The sequence below is a fragment of the Niallia sp. CD-39 genome (assembly GCF_059874745.1).
In genome coordinates, this window is the sequence record NZ_JCBCPS010000001.1 from 453043 (window position 1) to 476337 (window position 23295).

Annotated in this window: 23 protein-coding genes, 2 pseudogenes and 2 riboswitches; of the genes and pseudogenes, 9 read left to right on the forward strand and 16 right to left on the reverse strand. The window is 34.4% G+C overall.

Annotated features, from left to right (window positions below; genetic code table 11):
* Positions 1–38: 38 nt before the first annotated feature.
* The 4 genes from AC6F34_RS02275 to AC6F34_RS02290 form a co-directional block, all read right to left on the reverse strand.
* Positions 39–1085, reverse strand: coding sequence for a P-loop NTPase family protein (locus AC6F34_RS02275; RefSeq protein ID WP_500768550.1), 1047 nt, complete (start codon positions 1083–1085; stop codon positions 39–41).
* 135 nt (positions 1086–1220) lie between these two features.
* Positions 1221–1535 carry a DMT family transporter gene (locus tag AC6F34_RS02280; RefSeq protein WP_500768552.1) on the reverse strand — a complete coding sequence of 105 codons (315 nt, stop codon included), beginning with the start codon at positions 1533–1535 and terminating at the stop codon, positions 1221–1223.
* Positions 1532–1867: a DMT family transporter gene (locus AC6F34_RS02285; RefSeq protein WP_500768554.1), complete on the reverse strand. Its 336-nt coding sequence runs from the start codon at positions 1865–1867 to the stop codon at positions 1532–1534. The genes AC6F34_RS02280 and AC6F34_RS02285 overlap by 4 nt, the downstream gene beginning before the upstream one ends.
* Positions 1868–1947: 80 nt before the next feature.
* Positions 1948–2054: riboswitch (guanidine-I (ykkC/yxkD leader) on the reverse strand.
* Positions 2055–2089: 35 nt separating this feature from the next.
* Entirely contained in the window at positions 2090–2854 is a 765-nt protein-coding gene (locus AC6F34_RS02290; RefSeq protein ID WP_500768556.1) for an exodeoxyribonuclease III, read from the reverse strand.
* 90 nt (positions 2855–2944) lie between these two features.
* Between AC6F34_RS02290 and AC6F34_RS02295 the strand changes: the two genes are divergently transcribed.
* Positions 2945–3391, forward strand: coding sequence for an OsmC family protein (locus tag AC6F34_RS02295; RefSeq protein WP_500768558.1), 447 nt, complete (start codon positions 2945–2947; stop codon positions 3389–3391).
* Positions 3392–3617: 226 nt separating this feature from the next.
* Here AC6F34_RS02295 and AC6F34_RS02300 read toward each other — a convergent pair whose 3' ends face one another.
* On the reverse strand, positions 3618–4355 hold the full coding sequence (locus AC6F34_RS02300) for an AAA family ATPase (RefSeq protein WP_500768560.1): 738 nt from the start codon (positions 4353–4355) through the stop codon (positions 3618–3620).
* 354 nt (positions 4356–4709) lie between these two features.
* Here AC6F34_RS02300 and AC6F34_RS02305 point away from each other — a divergent pair, with 354 nt between their 5' ends.
* Positions 4710–5753, forward strand: coding sequence for an AbrB family transcriptional regulator (locus tag AC6F34_RS02305; RefSeq protein WP_500768562.1), 1044 nt, complete (start codon positions 4710–4712; stop codon positions 5751–5753).
* A gap of 280 nt (positions 5754–6033) precedes the next feature.
* Here the strand turns inward: AC6F34_RS02305 and AC6F34_RS02310 are convergent.
* Positions 6034–6219 (reverse strand): annotated as a pseudogene (locus AC6F34_RS02310) (transposase); the annotation flags it as partial.
* 902 nt (positions 6220–7121) lie between these two features.
* On the opposite strand from AC6F34_RS02310, the gene AC6F34_RS02315 reads away from it, so the two are divergent.
* From AC6F34_RS02315 to AC6F34_RS02330, 4 genes are all read left to right on the forward strand, one after another.
* On the forward strand, positions 7122–8057 hold the full coding sequence (locus AC6F34_RS02315) for a MerR family transcriptional regulator (RefSeq protein WP_500768565.1): 936 nt from the start codon (positions 7122–7124) through the stop codon (positions 8055–8057).
* A 67-nt stretch (positions 8058–8124) separates the two neighbouring features.
* Entirely contained in the window at positions 8125–8280 is a 156-nt protein-coding gene (locus AC6F34_RS02320; protein WP_500768567.1) for a hypothetical protein, read from the forward strand.
* Between the two features lie 238 nt (positions 8281–8518).
* Positions 8519–9661, forward strand: coding sequence for a CAP domain-containing protein (locus AC6F34_RS02325; protein ID WP_500768569.1), 1143 nt, complete (start codon positions 8519–8521; stop codon positions 9659–9661).
* Positions 9662–9950: 289 nt separating this feature from the next.
* Entirely contained in the window at positions 9951–10955 is a 1005-nt protein-coding gene (locus AC6F34_RS02330) for an LLM class flavin-dependent oxidoreductase (protein WP_500768571.1), read from the forward strand.
* A gap of 17 nt (positions 10956–10972) precedes the next feature.
* Here AC6F34_RS02330 and AC6F34_RS02335 read toward each other — a convergent pair whose 3' ends face one another.
* Entirely contained in the window at positions 10973–11557 is a 585-nt protein-coding gene (locus AC6F34_RS02335; protein WP_500768573.1) for a DUF1836 domain-containing protein, read from the reverse strand.
* A 139-nt stretch (positions 11558–11696) separates the two neighbouring features.
* On the opposite strand from AC6F34_RS02335, the gene trhA reads away from it, so the two are divergent.
* A complete protein-coding gene (trhA, locus tag AC6F34_RS02340; RefSeq protein ID WP_500768575.1) occupies positions 11697–12344 on the forward strand; it encodes a PAQR family membrane homeostasis protein TrhA in 648 nt (215 codons plus the stop codon).
* Positions 12345–13016: 672 nt separating this feature from the next.
* Here trhA and AC6F34_RS02345 read toward each other — a convergent pair.
* The 4 genes from AC6F34_RS02345 to AC6F34_RS02360 all read right to left on the reverse strand — a co-directional run bounded on the left by AC6F34_RS02345 (position 13017) and on the right by AC6F34_RS02360 (position 17209).
* The gene (locus AC6F34_RS02345; protein WP_500768577.1) at positions 13017–13577 is read right to left on the reverse strand and encodes a tyrosine-type recombinase/integrase; all 561 of its coding nucleotides are present in this window, start codon (positions 13575–13577) and stop codon (positions 13017–13019) included.
* Between the two features lie 67 nt (positions 13578–13644).
* Positions 13645–14310: a potassium channel family protein gene (locus AC6F34_RS02350; RefSeq protein WP_500768579.1), complete on the reverse strand. Its 666-nt coding sequence runs from the start codon at positions 14308–14310 to the stop codon at positions 13645–13647.
* A gap of 62 nt (positions 14311–14372) precedes the next feature.
* Positions 14373–14521: riboswitch (cyclic di-AMP (ydaO/yuaA leader) on the reverse strand.
* Between the two features lie 151 nt (positions 14522–14672).
* Positions 14673–15569 (reverse strand): TetR/AcrR family transcriptional regulator, encoded by an 897-nt coding sequence (locus AC6F34_RS02355; RefSeq protein ID WP_500768581.1) that lies wholly within the window; start codon positions 15567–15569, stop codon positions 14673–14675.
* 386 nt (positions 15570–15955) lie between these two features.
* Positions 15956–17209, reverse strand: coding sequence for a methyl-accepting chemotaxis protein (locus AC6F34_RS02360; protein ID WP_500768583.1), 1254 nt, complete (start codon positions 17207–17209; stop codon positions 15956–15958).
* Positions 17210–17329: 120 nt separating this feature from the next.
* Here AC6F34_RS02360 and AC6F34_RS02365 point away from each other — a divergent pair, with 120 nt between their 5' ends.
* Complete coding sequence (locus tag AC6F34_RS02365; protein WP_500768585.1) at positions 17330–17467, forward strand: hypothetical protein; 138 nt, start codon at positions 17330–17332, stop codon at positions 17465–17467.
* Between the two features lie 102 nt (positions 17468–17569).
* Entirely contained in the window at positions 17570–18589 is a 1020-nt protein-coding gene (locus tag AC6F34_RS02370; protein WP_500768587.1) for a DUF1646 family protein, read from the forward strand.
* Between the two features lie 124 nt (positions 18590–18713).
* Here the strand turns inward: AC6F34_RS02370 and AC6F34_RS02375 are convergent.
* The 5 genes and pseudogenes from AC6F34_RS02375 to AC6F34_RS02395 form a co-directional block, all read right to left on the reverse strand.
* Positions 18714–19034, reverse strand: a pseudogene (locus AC6F34_RS02375) (redoxin domain-containing protein); the annotation flags it as partial.
* A gap of 15 nt (positions 19035–19049) precedes the next feature.
* Positions 19050–19220: a hypothetical protein gene (locus tag AC6F34_RS02380; protein WP_500768589.1), complete on the reverse strand. Its 171-nt coding sequence runs from the start codon at positions 19218–19220 to the stop codon at positions 19050–19052.
* Between the two features lie 88 nt (positions 19221–19308).
* Positions 19309–20397: a Ger(x)C family spore germination protein gene (locus AC6F34_RS02385; RefSeq protein ID WP_500768591.1), complete on the reverse strand. Its 1089-nt coding sequence runs from the start codon at positions 20395–20397 to the stop codon at positions 19309–19311.
* A complete protein-coding gene (locus AC6F34_RS02390; protein WP_500768593.1) occupies positions 20390–21493 on the reverse strand; it encodes a GerAB/ArcD/ProY family transporter in 1104 nt (367 codons plus the stop codon). Before AC6F34_RS02390 ends, AC6F34_RS02385 begins: the two co-directional genes overlap by 8 nt.
* Positions 21494–21497: 4 nt before the next feature.
* Complete coding sequence (locus AC6F34_RS02395; RefSeq protein ID WP_500768595.1) at positions 21498–23009, reverse strand: spore germination protein; 1512 nt, start codon at positions 23007–23009, stop codon at positions 21498–21500.
* Between the last annotated feature and the right edge of the window lie 286 nt (positions 23010–23295).

Below are 23295 nucleotides of genomic sequence, written 5' to 3' on the forward strand. Positions count from 1 at the left end.
TTAAGCCCTCATTGGTCTCATCCAATGAGGGTTTCTTCTTATGCTAACGCTCCAATATAGGACAACTCATCAATTGGTTTCATATCCACGCTACCGTCTATTATTTTTTGAACATCCTGTAATGTCGTAACTATAGAAACAGCAGTTCCCTTCTTGCCAGTAAACGGTTCAGCAACAAAGAACGGCTGTGTAAAATAAGCTTCTAAGCGTTCTCCACGCAAGTAGATTTCCTTTTCATGTTGTGGTAGTTTATTCACTCCCCATGCCATTACAATTGAACGGAGCTCTTTATATCTCCTTAACAGCTTTAATGCCCGTTGTTGAGTATGCAAATGAGTTTCGTCTAAGATGGATGATTCTATCACTGAAGAAGTTGAGTATAGAGGGTTTACTGCTGGAAACTTATGACGCGCTGATAAATCAGCGTCAAATTGTAATACTGTTTCTAATGGACCGTATGGTATTTCTTCATCTACTGCTTCACCAGATGTATCAAGTAAGCAGGTTGTGACGTTGTTCAATCCATTTATTTGTAGGCGCTCTTGTAATTCTATAATTTCACCTGTAATCACATGGCTTCTATCTGCTGCAAATAAGACATCTGTCGCCGCATTCATTTTCTTTATTTCCTCAAATGCTTCGTCAATCGTCATTACTCTGACATCTGTAAAACCATACACATCTTCAATGTCTTTTCCTGCTGATTTTGGCTCGAGTATCATAGTCTTATAGCCCTCTTGCTTGAGTCGGTAAAATAATTCAGCTAAAACGACGAGCTGACCCATTTTTGGTCTAGCAATTAACCCAATTGTACCTCCCTTCACAAGTGGTGCAAAAAAATCAATCGTTTTTATTTTCGTTTCGATCATCTCTTGACTCTCCCCTCGAATAAGTAATTCATCCAAGCTACATTTTGCTAAGCTAGCTAGTAATACAAGGGTGCGAACTTCGGCTCGAGCTACTGGAATTTTTCCAGTACATAAATTTGATACTGTTGCAGGGCGCAAGCCGACACTTTTTGCTGCTGCTGTAATGTTTGGAATTCTTCTTCTTAATAAATTTACATTTAAACGAATTTGATCCATATAATCCCTCCTTGTTTTTATTATATTATTCCATACGTTTAAAAGCAACGTAAAATTACGTTTTAACGTAATCAATTTTAATCTAAAAGTAAAAACTCGAGATGAGTTGATAATCTCGAGTTTGTTTTTAGAGAATTATGAGAGCAATTTCAAGCCAATGGCTGAAAGGAGGACAAGACTAATGAAGAATATCCTTTTTATATTTTTTGGTTCTCCGTAATAGATCATCCCTAATATTGCACCACCTGAAGCTCCAATTCCGGTCCATATCGCATAAGCTGTACCCATCGGCAAATCAACCATGGCAAGTGCTAGAAATAAAAAACTAAGTGAAAATCCTGCTAATAGTAAAAAGATAGACAGTGCATTTCTTTTTAAATGGACTTGGTTAATCATTGCCACTCCAACCATTTCAAATAGACCAGCTACTATTAAATAAATCCAACTCATGATGGCTCCTCCTCCTTCACTTGAGGTTCAGACACAATTTTCAGACCGATTACACCTATCAATAGGACCGCTATTAATCCAATTTTAGACCATTGAAACGGTTCATCAAAGAAGATGATTTCAGCTAATACTGTTCCTGCAGTACCTAATCCTACAAAAACAGCATAAACCGTTCCAACAGGTAGAACCCTCCCTGCCATTATCATTAAATAGAAACTAATGATGATACAAACAACTGTACCACTCCACTCTAACATGTTTTCTGCATGCTTTAAGCCTATCACCCAAAACACTTCAAAAAATGCTGCAATAAATACTTTTGCCCAATTCATGAATACATCCTCCTTCACAGTATTTTTACCGCATTATGCTTTTTTAAGAAAAATAAAAAAAGCCTAAGAGATAATGATCAATCTCCCAGGCTTTTATCCTTCCGTGTCGCAATGATTAATTGCGGGTCTTCTCTCGGACCAGTCTAAAATGATGTAATCATTTTACGGAACCCTAGAAAACCTATCTTTATTCAAGTTTATAGTTACATTATAGCAAATTGATTACTCTTCGTCTAATGAGAGTTCAAGGTAAATTGGACAGTGATCGCTCCCCATTATTTGTGGATGAATTTCTGCTATATCAATTTTTGATTTTAGTGCTTTCGAAAGGATAAAATAATCTATTCTCCATCCGATATTTCTCTCACGGACTTTCGCCATATAGGACCACCATGTATATGCTCCTTCTTGATCAGGATGCAATTCTCTGAAACTATCAATAAAACCTGAACCAAGTAACAACGTCATCTTTTCTCTTTCCTCAAATGTGAATCCTGAGTTGCCGATATTGGAACGAGCATTTTTCAAATCAATTTCATTGTGAGCGACGTTTAAATCTCCACAATATATGACAGGCTTTTTCTTGTCTAGTTGAACTAAATAATGTTTCATGCTCTCCTCCCATTCAAGTCGATATGGAAGTCTGGATAAATCCCTTTTTGAGTTTGGTGTGTATACATTGACTAAAAAGAAGCTATCATATTCTAACGTAATGATTCTTCCTTCACCCTCGGAGTCGTCATCACCTACTCCATAAGATACAGAAAGAGGTTCTTCCTTTGTGAAGATTGCTGTTCCAGAGTAACCCTTCTTTTCAGCATAGTTCCAATATTGATGATAACCTTCAAGCATTAATTCAATTTGACCTTCTTGAAGTTTTGATTCTTGTATACAAAAGAAATCGGCATCGATCTCATTGAAATAATCTAAAAACCCTTTTTTTACACATGCTCTTAATCCGTTCACGTTCCAAGACACTAGCTTCATCGTTGCAATTACTCCTTTTTTCCCTGTATGATTTAATCGTTACTATATATTCTACAGTTGATCAACTATTGTTGAAAGGGGAAATTAGTATTGGCAGAACATCATTTTCAATTAGTCGCAAACTGGCCAGGAGGAAGAAATGACGTAGGAACCATTTCTAGTGGACATTTACAAACAGATATATCTATTCCACCTGAAATGAATGGACCTGGAATTGGTACGAACCCAGATGAGATGTTGCTTGGTGCTGCAGCAACTTGTTATATCATTACGCTTGCAGCAATGATGGAAAGAAGCGGCATACAAAAAGAAGCATTATCGATGGAATCCACTGGAATTGTAGACTTTACAAACGGTGTCATTACATATAAAAAAATCATTCATAATCCGATAATTACGTTACGTTCAAATAGCAGTGATAAAGAACGGTCACTAGTAGAGAAATTAGCAGTAAAAGCAGAACAATCTTGTATGATATCTAGAGCACTTAAAGGCAATGTTGAAGTAGAGTGTAATGCAACCATTCGATTCGTATAGGTTCGTTCACTAGCTAAATGAGAACAGAGACAATGTCGTCATTTTCAAACTCTAACTACTTTTTTAGGTTATTTAATGATAGCACTCTTCTCAGAATGTTTTAATCAAGGCGTGCAGGCATATGGGAATAGGCATAGAACTCACTGTTCAGCTGGGTACTAATGAACAAAGTAGCGAGAATACGAGCTTTTATCATCAGTCTAAAATGACCATCCACATCGGATGGTTATTTCTCATCTTTTTGCAACAATTCCTCAAGCATTCTTTCACGGTGATCTAAGAAATACTTTGTTAACTGTACATGCTCGGTATCTTCATAATTTATTGGACTAATCTCTTCATTATCAAAGCTTAAAATCTCTGCATCAGGATATCCGAGTAAGATTGGTGAATGAGTAGCAATCATTAGCTGGCAACCATCCTCGACTAGATCATGGATGATTCTTAGAAATGCAAGTTGTCTCGCAGGTGATAGTGCTGCTTCAGGCTCATCAAGTAAATAAAGTGCCTTGCCGTCAAAGCGATTCATGAATAAAGATAAAAAAGATTCTCCATGTGATTGCTTGTGTAAAGATTTCCCACCGTACGCCTTATAACCATTTCCATAGCCTTCTTCTTCTAATTCGTCTATGTAGCTTGCAAATTGAAAAAACGATTCTGCTCGTAAGAAAAATCCATTCGTTACTTTTGGCATCCAACTAAGACGAATATAATTACTTAATGCTGCCTCAGAATCTCTTACTTCATAAGTATTTGACCTTCCCCCACCAGCAGTATTAAAACCACTTACATCTGCAATTGCTTCTAACATCGTGGACTTCCCAGAACCATTTTCTCCTACAAAAAAGGTTACTGGTTTGCGTATCTCGATTTCATCCATTGATTTAATCGCTGGAATATTTAATGGATATGTATTTTTATCAATTATTCTATCTTTTTGTAAGATAATTCTTTTCAAATACATTTAATCGCCTCCAGTTAAGAATAGATATTATTCAATTTCCCAAGTTCCTAAGGAAAAATCTAAAGCATTGAATTACAAGTACTCCACTTCCTGTACTTTTCACTCAGCGAAAGAGCCTGAGACTCTAATAGAATGTTTCGTTTTATTTTATTTACTGTGTAAATACATTCATAGAAATTCAATAAATAATCATGTCCTAGTTAAAATTCTAGCAATTTCTTATTATGTAAGTAAAAGCAAATGGCTATACTTAACATTCTATCATATCAAACTGACGGCTTCTCTTGTATATTCCCCTTCACACTTCTGATAAAATAAACAAAAGACTAATTACTAATTAAGCAGGTACATAAAATGAACTCATCACATTTAAAACGCTTCAGTATTACATTTGCTCTCGCAATGCTAATCGGTTTCGCTTTCAATTTATGTAGCATTCCAGTTCCATGGCTGCTCGGAGCAATGACAACCACTTTCATCATTGGAAACTATACAAACTTTAACTTATACTGGCCACCAATAATGCGTCATATTTCGATGCTTTTTATTGGCTATACAATAGGTCTAGCGTTTACAAAAGAAGCAATCACACAAATTGGAATTAAGCTTCCTTCCATGTTACTCATTACAATCTTATTAATCTTATTTTGTATTGCCTCTGCATACTTCATATCGAAACTTACGAAAATGCATTTTCCTACTCTCGTTTTAGGAAGTATTCCTGGTGGTTTATCGCAAATGCTAATCTTAGCAGAAGAGACAAAAGGAATTCAATTATCTATCGTAACCGTTATGCAGTTAGTGAGACTTTTCTTAATTCTTATGCTCGTGCCACTGCTTATGCTGTTCACTACAATCGGGCAAGTTACATCAGCGGAATGGATTCCACTAACACTTGAGGTTATTCCTTTGATTGCCTTATTCCTGCTCGTATCGCTTGCAATAAGCTTTTGTTTTGTAAAAATAGGGGCACCAACACCGTTTTTTTTAGGACCACTTATTGCAACAGCATCAATAGGAATGCTTGGAATATCAGGGCCGGAACTACCAAGCATTTTTCTCATTCTTGCCCAATCTTTTATAGGTGGCTACATCGGAATGATGCTTAGACGGTCGGAACTAAAAGGAATCAAAAAAATGCTAGGATTAACGTTGTTATCAAACAGCCTTTTAATTCTTTGTGCAATAGGACTAGCCTTCTTACTCACACAATTATATGATTATGCCTTTTTCACTAGTATGCTTAGTTTAGCACCCGGAGGGATGGACCAAATGGCTATCATTGCACATGATGTTAATGCGGATTTAGCCATAGTCACAAGCTATCAACTCTTCAGATTACTCTTCATCTTTTTCGTTGTGGCACCTCTGTTAAAAAGAATCTTACAAAGAAGATAATCAAGAAACTCCTTTCCAGAGTATCTACAAAAGGGATCGAGGAAAAAAACTCCTCGATCCCTTTTGTTCATTTTAATTGTATGGTTTTGTTAGATACTCCCTTTTTTGAGCGAATATGGTTTACCCTTCGAGTACATCGGTCTCGTTAGGCTGTTCTCCAATTCCAAAGGCGAACCATTTCAAGTTCATCTAGTCAAAAGTAAGCATTGTATGCATAGACAATCTTTTAATTCCCCTTAGGGTTGTCCATCGCATACCATGCTTTTCTTTTGCTTCTGTGAAAATAAACAACGGAATCGCTACTTGGTCTCCCAACATTAGAATAGAGGTGTTCCACTAAAGAATAAAAGAGAGTAAAATCAATCGCAGCATCCAATTTCCGAACTAAATGATTCTTATGGATAAGTTCTTCAATACTTAAAGCTTCTAATTGTTCAAGTTCATTGATTTGATTTTTAGTCATCAAGTTCCTTCACCTCAAGATTAAGTACAAATTAGTGAAGAGCTAGTGTTGAACCCAGTCATTCTTGCACCTATACCAGCGCCAATTAGCTTCGTTAATACTGCAAGAATCGCTAATCCGACAATAAATACAAAATGCTCCGATAAACCAAAAAATGTAACATTAGAATCAATGCTTACAAAGAATACAGATACAAAAATTGTATAGGCGATCAGCGCTATTTTACATTCTACTTCATGCTTATATTCTGTTCTAGAAATTACAAATGCTCCAATGAAACTTGCTTACTCCTAGCATCACAACTATTAATATATCATCTAAAAGTGTAGCACTAAGCGCTGTAGTATTTAGCTGGCTTAATTCTTTACGTTTGCACAGGAATTGATCGGAGGTCGCAGATAGCAATAACCATAAGATTATCGCATTTCCATCTTCCATTTCTACGAGTAATCCGGTACCAAATCACCTACTAACCATAGCAGAAACCCACCTACAGCTACTGCAATAGATCAAACTCTATTTTTATTTAAATCTTCATTGTTTGATCATAATATAGCAAAAACATTATTAATAAAAATGTAACTAAGTCTTCAATAACTATAGATGAATCTACCCATCCTAATAATGCTGGATGATCAATGATGCACCCAGACAATCAATTTATCTAAACCAGATGACTGGCCAATGCGAACCACGAGGTATTCAGCTATTTTAGTACGAATAATGATAAGTGCTCGTAGTAATCTGTGTAAATTCGACATTTTTTTCTTTTGTGAGTTTTATGACATATAACGTCTTGTTTTGATAGCTTTTGTCACCATGCAGGAAATAAACAGGCCACTTGTCAAATACATTGAATAAGAAATTCATAAACACTTACTTTTAGGATGAAAGGACGGAAAATCGTGAATAAATTATTTGAAAAAGCCTATACAATTAACGAAGTTTCAAAACAAGTTAATGTTCCTCCTGGAACACTAAGACAATGGGAGAAAGATTTAAAAGGAATCCTAATGATACCCCGTGCTAAAAATGGCGCTCGTTATTATACAGAAACAGAAATTGTATTGTTGGAAAAGATAAAAGAAATGCGGTCAAAAAATCTGTCTCAAAAAATGATTAAGGAATTAATGGCAGCACATCTAAATGGAGATGAACATACAACCGCTCCACTTTTACAAGAAAATGAAATCACTGTGAAGACAAGCTCACCCGATGAAAACATGGAGGTGATAATTCATCAATTCAAAGCAGAAGTTGTAGAAGAGTTAAAAAACGAACTAAAAGTTTCTATCCAGAAAGAATGGGTAGAAGAAATAAAAAAGGAATTATCCAAAAATGCTCTTCATACAGTAAAGTCAATTTCCGACTCAATATACAAATCTGGTGAAAAAACAAGGGCAGATATTGCTCAACTTCAAACTGAAATGCAACAATCCTCAGAGGTTACTACTGAAGCTGTCCACACCTTATCAAAGCAAGTTTCGAAGTCATCAAAACGTACTTCCGAGCATATCCATACGTTAACGAAAAAAGTTTCGAAGGTTTCAGAGGACACTTCCGAAGAATTCAAAAACATGATTCATTATATTTCAAGTTCAGCGGATGTTACGAGCAAAGAATTAAACGAGATAATGGGCTCATTAAATGATGACATCCACTCATTAAAAAAAGAAAGAGAAGCGCATCTACATATTTTAAAGCAGCGAGAAAAGCAATATGAAAAGGAAAGAGAATCGATTAGTATGCGAGAGGAATCGTTCCATACCTTTATTGATTCCTTTAGAAAAACAGCTGCTTCTAGAGAAGTAAATAAAAAATGGTGGCATTTTTGGAAGTGAATATTAAATGTAAAGGAGTGGGTCATTAAAAAAATGACCCACTTCTATAAACAGTGGAGGCTCATTTATGACACTATCAAATAATAATTCTGCAGACATTACATCATCATCAAAATATCAATCGTTCCAAATGGACGATATTGAAAAAAAGATGGAGGAAGTCAAACAGAAACTAGAGGAATTAGAGAAAAATATCGAAGTATTAAAAAAGTCCCAAGGGTGAATAGCTATATGCTAGGTTAATTCTACTGCATCTTTCCAATCTCCTTCCCCTATTCTCCCTTCAAAACTCCCGCTTTCACTTGTGAAAAAATTCCTATTATTGATCATTTTACAAGTTTCACCGGTTGGAAAATATTCCATTACATCGAAGAAGATATATTTTTGTCAATTTCCGTTCTTAATCTTTATAATATGGGGTATAAAGATAATGAGATGTTGTAGAATGCGAGTTGAAGTAAATGAAAAAAATTCTTTTGGTTTTATTGTTATTCATTGGTATTTACTATATTTATCCAACAATTTCAAGCGATGACCGTGAACACATAAATGCTTCATCTATGTTTGAATCTTTTAAAGCAGATTTGCAATCGATCAAGGAGAATGAAGCTCTTGCGACAATTGCAAATACTTTTATGAATGGGCTTGAGAGCATTGTTAAAGAGGTTCGCTCGCTCGTTCAGCATTTATCAACTAATGATGATAATTCTACCACCTTTTTTACGAAACCTCAGTTAAATGACCCAACATCTTCTGTTTTTTCAATCATGAATATAGAAATCGGAGATAATCAAGTTGATGTTGAAAATGAAATTGGTGATGTAAAAAGAACTTCGCTTAACGAGTATGGCTCAATGTGGCATACCTATCATGATAACTATAACCAATTCATTATGATTTCCTATGATGAAGAAAATCAAGTCAATGGGATGTACACGAATCAAGATATATTTACATCTCAACTGGAAATCAAATATCATACACCTAAAGATCAAGTGATTGAACAGCTTGGAGAGCCATTGCAGCGGTTAAGAAAAGGATTAACATATTTTCAGTTTGAAAAAGAAAAAGGATATGAATTGTTTCATTTAGATGGTCAATACATTACAATCTTTTTCGATGAACATACAGAAGAACGAGTCACTGCTATTCAAATAATAAATGAATCATTAGAGAATAATAAAAATGGTTTTTATGGAGAAATAAGCTCTGATTTAATGACGGGCTTTGAATATCAACTGTTTGATTTAACGAATGCAGAGCGACTCAATTATTCCCTTCCATTACTTGAGTGGTCTGATGAGGTGAAAGCAACTGCACGGGCACATAGTGAGGACATGGCAGTGAACAAATATTTTGATCATACTAATCTACAAGGACAATCCCCATTTGACCGAATGGAGGAAGATAATATCTCATTTTCTGTTGCTGGGGAGAACCTTGCGGCCGGACAATTCAGCAGCATATTTGCTCACGAAGGTTTAATGAACTCAATTGGCCATAGAAAGAATATCCTTCATGATGAATTTCGCCAGTTAGGAGTTGGAGTTTCCTTCAATGAAGAGGGACACCCCTATTTTACTGAAAAATTCTACAGAAAATAATGAAACGAAGTATTTAGAACTGCCAAAGCATGTAGACAAAGTCGAAAATCGACATTGTCTACATGCTTTTTAATAGACTGGAAGAACTTTTACTAAACATACAATTGAAAATATGGTTATTAAATTTATCAAAAAATAACCCATTCATCATTTTCGCAAGTAATTAATTTAGTTATGTTATCCTTCTATAAGCAAGTTACTTTGTATCTGTTCCAACGATTGATATCATATATATGATCATAAAATATGATTACTTACAGATAATTTATGAAAGTAGATGATTAAATAGATGACGAAAAAAGTGAAATACTCCGTATTGGATTTATCTCCTATTGTTGTTGGGAAAGATGCATCTGATTCATTGAAGAACTCATTAGATCTTGCAAAGCAAACTGAAACATGGGGCTACAATCGCTATTGGATTGCGGAGCATCATAATATGCCTGGCATCGCAAGCTCAGCTACATCCGTTGTAATGACCCATATCGCAAGTGGTACTGAAAAAATAAGAGTTGGCTCTGGTGGAATCATGCTGCCAAATCATGCACCTCTTGTCATTGCTGAACAGTTTGGTACGCTTGAGTCACTTTTTCCTGGCCGAATCGATTTAGGATTAGGTAGAGCACCTGGCACAGATCAAGTTACTGCAATGGCATTGCGTCGTGATAGAAGGAGTGATGGAAACGATTTTCCTGAGCAGTTATCTGAGCTACGCAGCTATTTTAACCCTGATTTACATGATGGTCCAATGCACGTACGAGCATATCCTGGTGAAGGCTTGAATATACCAATTTGGTTGCTTGGCTCAAGTGGCTTTAGTGCACAATTAGCAGGACAATTAGGATTGCCGTTTTCATTTGCAGCTCATTTCTCACCAGAAAACACGATCCCAGCATTAAGCCTTTATCATAGAAGTTTTAAACCATCCAATGTTTTAAGCGAACCATATACAATGGTCGGAGTCAATATTATTGCAGCAGAAACAGATGAGCACGCAGAGTATTTGTCAACATCGTTAAAACAGGCTTTCCTCGCAATGATGAGAAACAAACGTGGAAAACTGCCTGCACCTGTCCAATCGATGGATCACCTTTGGACGCCTTACGAAGAAGATTTACTAAGAAAGCAGCTAGGCTCCTCCATCATCGGAAATAGAGAAACAGTCAAAGCAAAAATTGAATCGTTTCTAGCAGAAACTAAAGCAGATGAACTCATCATCAATGCGCAAATTTTTGATCATAATGAACGATTGAAGTCATATGAAATTGTCTCTGATGTAATGAAAAGTCTGTAATCGCAAAACAAAAAAGCCTACGATGAAGGCTTTTTTTGTTTTGTAAGTTCATCAATTAATTTCTCTGCACTTCTACGATAAAGATTGCTCATATGCACAAGTACGACTATCTCTAAAGTCCTTTTAATAATAGAGGCTTCTTCTTCATTGAAGGAAGCTAGAACATCGTTTATATCATGATCCAATCTACTTATTTCTTGTGTGAACACTTCATTGTTTCTTTCCGACATTATTAAGAAGTTTTGGTAAATCCCATCCAAACTTCCATCACCTTTTACAGCTTTTTCATTTAAAGGGTCTAATGTTGTTTGTATATCTGCTAATGACAAGCTTCCCTTTAATTGATAAATGAAACTAATGAAGATGATGTGTTCTCTTGAGTATTTTTTGTTTTTTATTGGAAATAGGATTTTGCCTTTTGCATAATTATTAATCATTGTTTTCGTTAAAAGCTTTTCATCATCATTTCGTTTAGAATTTGAGTATTTTTTTTCAAATAGTTGAATCACCTGGTCCATATATAAATCAATTTCTGGAATGTCCTCTAATTGAATCTGTTCATTTAATGATAAGCTATTTATTGTATCAGTTATAGAATTCATTGAAATCTCCTAGTCGTAACATTTTCCTTTATCATACAAAAAAACTAATGAAAAGTAAATGTTGACTACATCTAGATATAGTTGTATTATTATAAGTAGTTAACAAAACTACTTAACAACATACAAGGAGTTGTTTATCATGCATACATATATACGAGAACCTATTAACGGACTTACACACTTAGTTGGGGCAGTTTTATCCTTTATTGCACTACTTGCAATGGTCATTAAAGCAGCCTTAACGGCTCCAAGTGCATTAACGATTGCTTCAGTTATTATCTTTGGTATTAGTATGATTCTATTGTATTCTGCTTCTGCTACTTATCATATGGTAATGGCAAAAGATAAAGTAATTGCATTTTTAAGAAGGCTCGATCATTCCATGATTTTTGTGTTAATCGCAGGATCTTATACTCCATTCTGTTTAATCACACTAAATGGAACTGTCGGATGGACGATCTTTGCAATTGTAACATCGCTTGCTGTATTAGGGGTAACATTCAAGTTGGTTTGGTTTAATTGTCCGAGATGGCTATCAACTAGCTTATATATTGGAATGGGTTGGATTATCATCCTTGCCTTCTCGCCACTTTCTTCAGCATTAGATTTAATGGGGGTTGGACTATTAATTCTAGGTGGTGTTTTATACACAATTGGCGGAGTTATTTACGCAATAAAGCCTAAGTTTTTAGAATTTAAACATTTTGGATTTCATGAGATTTTTCATATTTTTATTATGTTAGGAACGACAGCTCACTTTTTATCAGTGTTTTTATATGTTTTATGATTAAGTGTTTAGTATAAATTAATTCCTTATTTGAAACTCTCAACAAAAGGATTGAGGAAGCCTCCTCAATCCTTTTGTTCTCTTAAATTGTATTTTTAATGATTTATTATTGTTAATATCGGATATAAAACTACACTTCTAGTACATCAATCTTTTACTATGATCCATAACTTGAGGAGGCAAATTCTTTAAAGTTCATTACTGCAAAAAGTATACATATCCTGAAAAGGCATTTAATATGTCATTTTAGAAGTTTCAATCGTAAACCTGGTCTTTTCTTTCGTCTGCTAAAACTTTTTCAATCGTCTTTTCTTTTCGCTACATAAAGATTTCATTTTGCTCTTCATAGTAATGAGCAACTTCTAAAACATATTTTTTGATCTTCAGTTGTATAGGTTTGGTGGTTATTATGCATTCCTCGATACTTCATCTTGCGGAGGTGTGTAACACTCAAAACGTTCATCATAAATCAAATTATATTTTCGTATAATAGAAAATCCATTTAAATATAAACAATAGTGCGAACCTCATCAAATGTTGATCTATTGATCAAATACTAAATACATAAAAATAATCGTACTATAAATTTATTCATATAATGACAGAAGGTAAACTAATTTCAATAGTATGCCTTCTGTCCGAACAACTACTTAATTGAGTTCCTATTATATTCTATAAATTCACATCAACCTTTATAATAGCCAGCTCAGTATTTCTAACGCCAATATATTTTAGAGTCTCAGCTCTTGTATTATGTCCATAAATCGACTTTATAATGGAGATTGCAATCCCTTTTTTATAGGCATGGTAGCCAAATGTTTTTCTTAAAGTGTGTGTACCAATATTGCTATCTATTCCAACATCTTTAGCAGACAAATTTATAATACGATATGCTTGCTGCCTTGTAATCGGTTTATTAGATTTTTTGGATTTAAATAAATAATCATTTGGTTTCACTGTGTGTTCTTCAAGATATCGAGCAATGGTATTTTTCACTTTTACATTCACATAATATTGTTTTTTCACTTCATTTTTTTCACAAATAACAATAAAATCTTTCAACTTACTATTCTCATAAACGTCTGAAACTTTTATTTTTAATAAGTCACTAATTCTAATTCCTGTATTAATCCCTAAAACAAACAACAAAAGATCTCTCAATGACTTTTCTTCAAGCTTTTTCTTTATTGCATTAATACTCTTCATTTCCTTAATTGGTTCGACAGACTCCATTTTTCCTCTCCACTTCTACAATACATTTACGTCAAACACTTCCTAAATGCATTTAATTGCAATAAAACTATAAGCACTTTTCTTCAAAATGATGGATATCATTTTTATGGCCCATTACAACTAAGATATCCCCTATCTGTATATCTTCATCAGGCATTGGTGAGATGTTCATCACGTTGCCTCTCTTTAGAGCAATAATAGTTACTCCGTATTTTGCTCGAATATTTAACTGAACAAATGTTTTATTACTAATTTTTTCAGAAGCAAATACTTCAACAATACTGTATTCGTCGGATAAGTCGATGTAATCAATAACCTTATCAGAATCCATTTGATGAGCTATACGCTTTCCCATATCTGATTCTGGATGTATTACTAGATCTGCACCGAGCTTTTCTAATACTTTATGATGATAATCATTTTGAGCTTTAACCCAAATCTTTGGAACGTTTAATTCCTTTAAGATTAATGTGGATAAAATACTAGCCTGTATGTTTTCACCAATCGCCACAATTACATGATCAAAGTTGCTAATTCCTATTTTTCGCATTGAGTTCTCATCTGTCGAATCAAGTTGTATAGTTTGAGTGGCAAACTGAACGTAGTCATCTACCCTTTCTTCATCTTTATCAATCGCTAAAACCTCGTGACCATATTGATAAAGCTCCTTGCAGATCGTTCCACCAAAACGACCTAGCCCTATCACTGCAAACTGTTTTTTATGTTTAACCATTTTATACCACCCTTAAGAAATAAAAAAAACCATCATAAAGAAATGGTCTATTACATGACCTTTCCTCTTTTAATTAACGCTTACGAAGTTAGCTGTCGGGTTTGGAACTAAGAGTATCCCATCTTTAAATTAAGATTCACCCCAAGGCATTTTGCCATGAATATTGGTTCCTCCGCATTACCTTTGCAAATAAATTTAGCGAATAAAAGGTTTGTATTTCGTTTTCATAAACATTAATTTACTCCTGAAAAAGTGTAAAGTCAATCCTATTTTCTATAGAAACTTCTCTTTAATAAATAGATCTATTTACTTTATAAATCGGAAAGAATACGTCATTTAAGAAAAAAAAACGTACTAACATCTTATTTTGTTAGTACGTTATCGATTATTTTTTTAATTTCTACAATTTTGGGGTTCTTGCCTAAGTAGGAATCGTTTTCTAATGAAGAAAATACACTTTGAACGATAGATTTTCTGATATCTACAACTTCAATTAATTCCTCTTTTAAGAAATCCAATAATTCATTCAATCTTAGTTTATCGCTTTCTTGAAGTGGTGATTTTGTAATTGTATTTTTCAGTTGGCCATAGTGAAGTAAAAATAAATTGATGTTATCAACATTTACAGTTTGATCCTCATTTACCCACCTTGCTAATGTCTTTGGATGGATTAGATATTCATCTTTAGCAACGACATCATGAACAATTGATTGTAAACGATGAACAGAGTAGCGAATAACATGATCTATATCATCATTAGTGTCGCTATCATAAAAATAAAAATGCGCATTTTGATGAAGAATGCCAATAAACATACTTGCACAATCAAATAAATATTTTTCATTCTCTTTACCAAATAGATCACAAAAACGATGCACAAGCCATTGCATTTCATGTAGTTGTTGTTGCCGAATAAACTGCACGAGTTCCTTATCTTTTGATGCAAGAATTTCACGATATAAGTTAAGCAGCTTATTCTGCTTATTCGATTTCATCTGGATAGACATTTGTTCACAAAATAAGTTCAGATCTCTAGGATTCTTGCCAACCAATAATTTATTTCTTTCTAGATCATGTTTTTCGTGTAACCATGAAATCATACTCATCAACAATTCACTTTTTGATGAAAAGTAATTATAAAAAGTCCCTTTAGAAATACCGCTACTTTCAATTATTTCCTGAATTGACGTAGCTTGATATCCTTTATCGATAAAAAGGTGATGGGCAATTTCCATCACATGTTTCTTTCTTTCATTCATCCAAATCACCTTTTCATGCAAATTATATAAACAGTTTATATGAAGAACAAACGAAATACAATGCATACGACAAATGGAACAGGTTCAAGAACACTAAAAGATAATCTCCATCTTCTTTTGGGCAGTAGCTTTTTGCTTCATGACAAGTAAACTCCACAACTAATTGCATTGATGACATGACCGAACTTCTTGTAGAGCAAAATCACATTGCGTTTTGACTTAGTAGAACCTTAATTTAAACTATGCAGTACGACATATCCGCTACTTAGGCTTTTACCCCGGTCACTGCGTTACACACTATATTTGAATAAATCCCTTGAAACTAGTAAAAGTTGAGTACGATTCTCAACAAAAAAGCCTATCCTCTTGAGATAGACTTTTAACAATTATAATTTGAATTTCCCAATTACACGATGCAGTCCATTAGACATGTTTTGTAAGTATTCTGCTGAGATGCTTACTTCCTCCATTGAGGCAGATTGCTCTTCTGTTGCTGCTAAAACGTTTTGAGTCGCTGCTGCTGATTGTTTTGAGATTATTGAAACGTGATCCATCATGCCTACAATTTTTTGTGAAGCTGCTGTCATGTCTGAAATCACTTGAGAAATTTGATCCATTTGAAGCGTTACATTTGAGACTGAACCTTTCAGCTCTAAGAATGAGTTTCCAGCGAACTCCATCACGTCAATACCCTGTTTTACTTCTGCTGTAACAGTTTCCATCATCGTTACAACTCTATTTGTTTCATCTTGAGTATACTTAATTAATTCACCTATCTGAAGGGTTGAGTCTGCTGACTTTTCGGCCAGATTCCTAACTTCATTAGCAACAACTGCAAACCCTTTTCCTTGTTCACCTGCTCTTGCAGCTTCAATTGCTGCATTTAATGCTAATAGATTTGTCTGAGCAGCTATACCACTTATTACTTCTACAATCGCACCAATTTCATGTGAGCGCTTACCAAGTCCAATGACAATCTCTGATAATTGGGCCACATTTTTCTGAATTGAATCCATTTGTGCCCCTGCTGATAGTATTAACTCTGAACCTGAATGCGCCTTATTCAAGGACAAACGTACATCTGATTTCGTTGCTTCATTACTTGTGATAAATGCTTGTAAGTTTGAAGTTAATTGTGATACAACATTTGTCGTTTCATCAACACCGTCAACTTGTTCTTCAGCATTTGTTGAAATCTCCTCAATTGAATGTGTAATGAGCTTTGTCGCCGAATTTGTTTGTTCTGCACCTACTGACAATTGTTCAGAATATTGCTTTATTTCGTTGGAAGCCCTTACAACTTGGTGTAATACAGTTGTCCAGCTCTCCATTGTTTCATTTAAAGCAGTTGCAATTGGTCTTAATTGTCCTACTCGATTTTCATCAACTCTGACTGTAATGTCACCAGCTTCGATCTTTCCTAGTACATAATTAATTTTTGCTATTGGTGCTACAAAACGCTTATAGTTTACGATTGATGATAAAATACCGATCAAACTTCCTAGTAATACTACCGCTACCATTGTTAAGATGAGACTAACTCCAGTAATTCCATTTCCAAAACATACACCAAGCCCAACTAATATAATGCCCGGAATAACTACAAGCATTGTCCTTAACATATAACTTCGTAACGTCATAATATCCCTCGCTATTATTTGGATTCTTATATCTTAAGTCCTATTATTCATTATAATGGATATACTACGAATATACTATCATAATCCTGTAAAATTTGGATGTAAAAGGAGATGTTTACAATGACAGAAAAACCAAAGCCTACTAATGACCAAAAAAATAAGAATCAGAAAAATCAAAACGAAGTGAGGGAAAATAAGCAGCAAGTCGAACCTGAATTCAGTGAGTTTGGAACCGGTTTAAACGGGATGCTAAGATAATCAAGCGGCTTGGACAAAAAGTTGTCAATAATCGAATTGGCACTTCATATATATCATAGAACCTAATTATATTTGGGAAATTGATAGGATGGAGTTTAAATTATGACTGTTGGCTTACTTATCGTTTTTATTTTTGTTATGGTATTGCCGTTCACATTAAAAGTAGTCGAAAGAAATCTAGAATATTTTCTATTTTTGATGGGGGTTGTAGCTGCCTACATAGGGGGGGTATTAAACCCTGAGTTATTTGTTAAAGCAGCAAGTGACCCAATTAAAATAACAATTGCCGTATTCATTGCAGGACTTTGTTTTAAATGGTTTCAACGTCCGTTAAAAAGAATCATTCAAACAATTAAAAAGAATATCCCCTTTCCAATATATATCTTTTTAGTGATTTTTTTATTAGGGCTTGTTTCTAGCATCATTACTGCAATTATCGCAGCACTCGTCCTTGTACTAATTGTAACTAACAGTGATCTTGAGCGTAAATCTGCAATTAGACTTGTCATCCTCTCATGTTTCTCAATTGGTATGGGTGCAGCATTAACACCATTAGGAGAACCGCTTTCAACGATTGCCATTAGCAAACTGCAAGGTGACTTTTTCTTGTTACTTCATTTGATAGGAAAAGAAACCATTTTGGCTCTTTTGTTTTTTTCAATACTTGGTATGCTTGTCGTTCGATTGCCTACTCAATTAGAATCTTCAATTAAAACTTTTGATAACACAAATGAAACTTACGAAGAAATCGTCGTTCGTTCATTAAAAATTTATTTCTTTGTGATGGGGTTAACCTTCCTTGGTGCAGGGTTTGAGCCTCTTATTAACAAATACTTAATTGGATTAGACCCCTTACTTTTATATTGGATTAACATCATAAGTGCATTATTAGATAATGCAACATTAGCAGCTGCTGAAATCAGCCCGTCGATGGATTATTATACGGTGAAAATGATAATGCTTGGGCTGTTAATCAGTGGAGGTATGCTCATTCCAGGTAACATTCCAAATATTATAGCAGCTGGAAAAATGAACATCTCTAGTAAAGAATGGGCTACATTTGGTGTGCCGCTCGCCTTATTTACGATGCTGGTCTATTTTCTATTAAAACTAATGATTTAATTCAGTAAGAACTTCTTAATGGTGAAAGTACTTAAAGGTTTATTTAACATAGAAGATGTAAACTTTATAAAATTAATAAAAAAGCTGGCAAAGGAGTTTTTTCACCTCTTTAGCCAGCTTTTGCTCATTCATTGTATGAAGTTTGAATATCTTCAAGTGTTTGCTGTAATTGTTCTCCCCAATGGTCATTTACTTTTTGAAGTTTGACTTCTCCTTCTTCATCTAATAAAACATAACCACGAGATGCCACTTGATTATTTTTCATTCCTACCGCTTCAGAAAATTGTAATTCTGGATCAGAAATGAATGGCAAACTTTGGCCAAACACTCTTTCTAATTCATCATGAAGAACTTTTTGCTCTTCTGGAGCATCATTGCTTACGATATACATATTGACATCTAAATCATCAAATTGATCAAGCTTATCATGCAACTCAACTAGTTGCTGTTGGCAGAGTCCTCATGTATATGTCGTGATAAAGAAGAAAATTGTTTGCTTGTCTTGTGGGAAGGTCACGTCTGAACCATTATGGTCTTTTAATGTAATGGATTGATCTAAAGACTTTGAACCACAAGCCGTTAAAAACAGCATTCCTGCTAACAACAGCAGAAAAATGGATTTTTTTCTCATATGCACTCCCCTATTTTCTTAAAATCATAATAGCACAACTATAATACTTTCTTGATGACTTAGCAACTTATACAGCTTCGTAAGCTTCTTAACTAACCCCACCGGATTCTACAATCTGCACTTTGACATTAATTTTAATTGGAATATCGCGATAAATTTCCTCCCACTTCTTTATATCCCATTTCCGGGTTTTGGCACGAGTTTCTTCTCCAAAACCGATTGGATCAACTCCTAATTGTTGAAAATTCTTAACTAACACTTCTCCATTTTCCTTTATAAATTGTTGAATTTTTTCTTCCATCTCTTTAATAACAGGCTTAGTAATCTTCCCATCAGTGAATTCACGTACAATCGTTTTTATTTCCAATCTAACTGTAATCGGTTCACTTGTCATCGGCTTTTCTATTAAGATTTTTCTTTTAGAATGAACAGCAGAGATAGAGAATAGGGTTTCTTTATCCAACTTTATTTTTTGAGTGTCCCGACTCGATTTTCGATTCATGAGCATTTGGATAAGGAAGAAGTCTTCTTGACCAATCATCCCTTTTAATTGATCGTCTTTAAACAGCCCAATTCCTTTAATCATCAAAGTATTCCCATTATTCGTTATGATCGGGACAATTGGATCTGCACCTTCTGCATAATACCTGTTCATAAACAAATGTAAGTTGTTTTTAGGAATTAATCCCGTATCAATATTCTGCTCAATAATATTAGATAAATATAACCCAGTATCATTATCTGAGTATTGATTCGACAGAACCTTTTCTGTACTTTCTTCAGTAACACAAAAGTATACATTTGCACCAACAGATGGATCTCTAACAAGGCTATCCGCAACATCAATAATGCCATCCTCAGCTAAATCTCTATGAAAAAGGGCTACTTCAAGTTTCCCACTTACTAAAGGTTTGTCCGACTGTAAACTTATCTTGTCACGTATTTCTTTACTTAACAAACCTGTTTCAGTAATTGATTTATTAATGACTGCTCTACTTGCTTGATATTCAGGATATACAGCTGTCAACCTTAATGACTTACTATGTCTATCCTCATATTCATAACCTATGGCGGTGGTTAGTTGAACATCATCTAATATATTTTTATCTAATTCCATACAGCCTGTACAAAATATAATAGCTAAGATAAAGATTAATAATCTCATTAATCTACGCATTATATTCACCTTTCTTCATTCCTACTTTATGACGTAAAAGTGAAATAATAAGCAGAAAAGGAATCCAAAAAATAAGCAAAAACAATCCAGATAGACTTAAGTACTTTGTAAGGAGCTCAATTTGCATTCGACCATCAATCGATACTGTAACAACAAAGACTAAGCATGCAGCTATGAGAATACAAAGTCTTTTATTCAGCTGAAATACCTTTTCAATTCCATACGTACTAGCCCATAAACTCAAACAAATATTTGGTAATATTATAAGCACCCAAGAGGTGATGCCGATGTATTCAAATCGCTCGACAAATGGCATTTCAACTATTTTCCAAATTGATAATGTTGCCCAAATAAATATATCTACTTCTTTTTCACTATAAAAACCGATTGAAAGGACCATTATATATAAGTATTGAATCATTGTAAAAAAATTACCCAACTGTGCCCACTTCTGTGATTTTTCTGGCTGTTGTATTCTTGTATAGAATAATAATAAAGTCGAGAAGCCTAAATAACTTGTCATCATCATATACCCCCCCATAAGATGTTCCATTATAGAATGATTCATAAAGGGAAGTAAGTTTTGAAAATTAATATACTCTAATGCGTAGAGAAAAGTAGAAAAAATATAAAGAGGGATGATAACACCTAAAACAGTAATTCCTACGACAACACGGAAGCCAGCTTTTACACAATATACTGCTAGAATAAGAAGAATCAAAGAAAATGTATATATGTTAATTGATGGAAATACCCATACTTGCACAATCTCTATAAAGCTTCTTAACACTGTAATTCCAATCAAGGCCCAATTCAGAATCAAAAAGACATTAAACAGATTACCTAACCACTTTCCAAAATATTTTATATGTATGTCTATAATATCTTGCTTTTCTCTATTTAATAATTGATAAGTTAAGTAAAGTGAACAGCTGATAAGTATCCCTGCAAGAATGACAGAAATCCAGGAATCATTTCCTGTATACTTGACGACACCACTTTGAAAGCTAAGAATACCGATCCCTACTTGAACACCTGGTATCAAATACGCAACTAAGTATGGAGATATTTTTTCTTTCTCAATTTTGCCGTCCATATAATTAGCCCCTTTTTGAATCGTTAATTTCTTTTGCTTTCACAGAATTAAATTTTTGCGTTTGTTCTGTTTCTTGTTGCAGAGGTCGTAGGCTTTGATACTTAAAAGGCAAACGTAGAACGATATCTTTAAAATCCTTTATTCTAACAGGATACATTGGCTCAAGAAATGGACGCCCTAACGAAGAAAGCCTTAATAAATGGATTAATAGAAAACAAAAGCTAACGGCTACGCCAAGCAACCCAATATAATAAGCCATTAAAAGAAACGGAAAACGAATCAGTCGGATCGTATTACCCATTTGATAAACCGGTGTTGTAAAGGATGCTAATGCAGCCAAAGCAACAAAGATTAATAAGACATTACTAGTTAATCCCGCTTCTACAGAAGCCGTTCCGATTACAATTCCTCCTACGATACCGATCGTTTGACCAACTTTTGTTGGCAGTCGTGCTCCTGCCTCTCTTAAAAGTTCAATTGTCAATTCTAAAATTAGTGCCTCTAGTATCGGTGGAAGGGGAATTTGGTTTCTTGATGTTACCAACGTAGCTACAAGATCTTTCGGAATCAGTTCATAATGATAGGTTAGTACTGCAACATAAATGGGTGTGACTAATATAGAAAATAAAACGGCAAAGAATCTTACAAAACGAAAGAAAGATGCAATTGCCCAGTTCAAATAATAATCTTCAAAAGCAGCAAAAAATTCAAAAAACGTTGTAGGGCCAATCAATACATGTGGTGCTCCTTCTGTCACAACAGCAATTTTGCCCTCACCTAATGCTCCAACTACCCGATCAGGTCTTTCCGTATCAATCAGTTGCGGAAAAGGCGAATTTTGGTTATCCTGTATAAGTTGTGTAAGATAAGAACTATCTAATATTTGATCAATTTCAATTGTTGATAATCTTTGTATCATAGTATTTACATTTTCTTCATTTGCAATGCCGTCTAAGTATATAACTCCAACCTTCGTTTTTGATAGCCTTCCAATTTTCATTTCTTTTACTTTCAGTGTTTCATCGGGAATTCTTCTCCGAATAAGGTTCACATTCGTTTCATATAATTCGACAAATGACTCTTTTGGACCAACAACACTGAACTCAACTTCTGGAATTGATACTTGTCTTGCATTATCAACAGAAACATTCAAAACACAAAACGCATCCAATGAGTTCGGTTCAAATATCATAATAGATCCATTCATTAAATCTTCTTTAAGCTTTTTATAATCTGTTGTCACATGAACTGATTCCCACGGTATAATTCGAGGTAAATCTTCAATCGATGAGCCTCTATTTAAATAGGGAATAATATCTTTATGTAGGTGATCAGCATTTACGAGCGTATTATAAAAGCCTATACAAATAAAATATGATTCAAACTGAAATGTGTATTGAACGAAATCATCAGATGTCGTCACATCCAAAAACAAATGTTGTAATGCAAGTGACTCGTTCCTACTCTCGTCCGTCTTTATAAGAGTTCTCTTTCGCCTATCATTTATCTTCTTCATTCTAATCACCTTTAAATTCATACTATCGTTTCTTTCATCGTTCTCTATTTAAAGGAAAATTATGCAGAGAACAATTGCACAGATCATGTGATTTAATACATCGTGTAGATAATCTATCATTATCCTTTTAGGCAGACTTTTTTCGTGTGCAGCGCTTCAACTTCATTTGCAGAAACCCTCGAACCTTTGCATACTTATCTATATCTGACATCGAGTCAAATGCCGCATTTCTCTCAAACACATAATTTTGTCTTCATTCGGCTTAAACAATTAGAACGTATTTGTT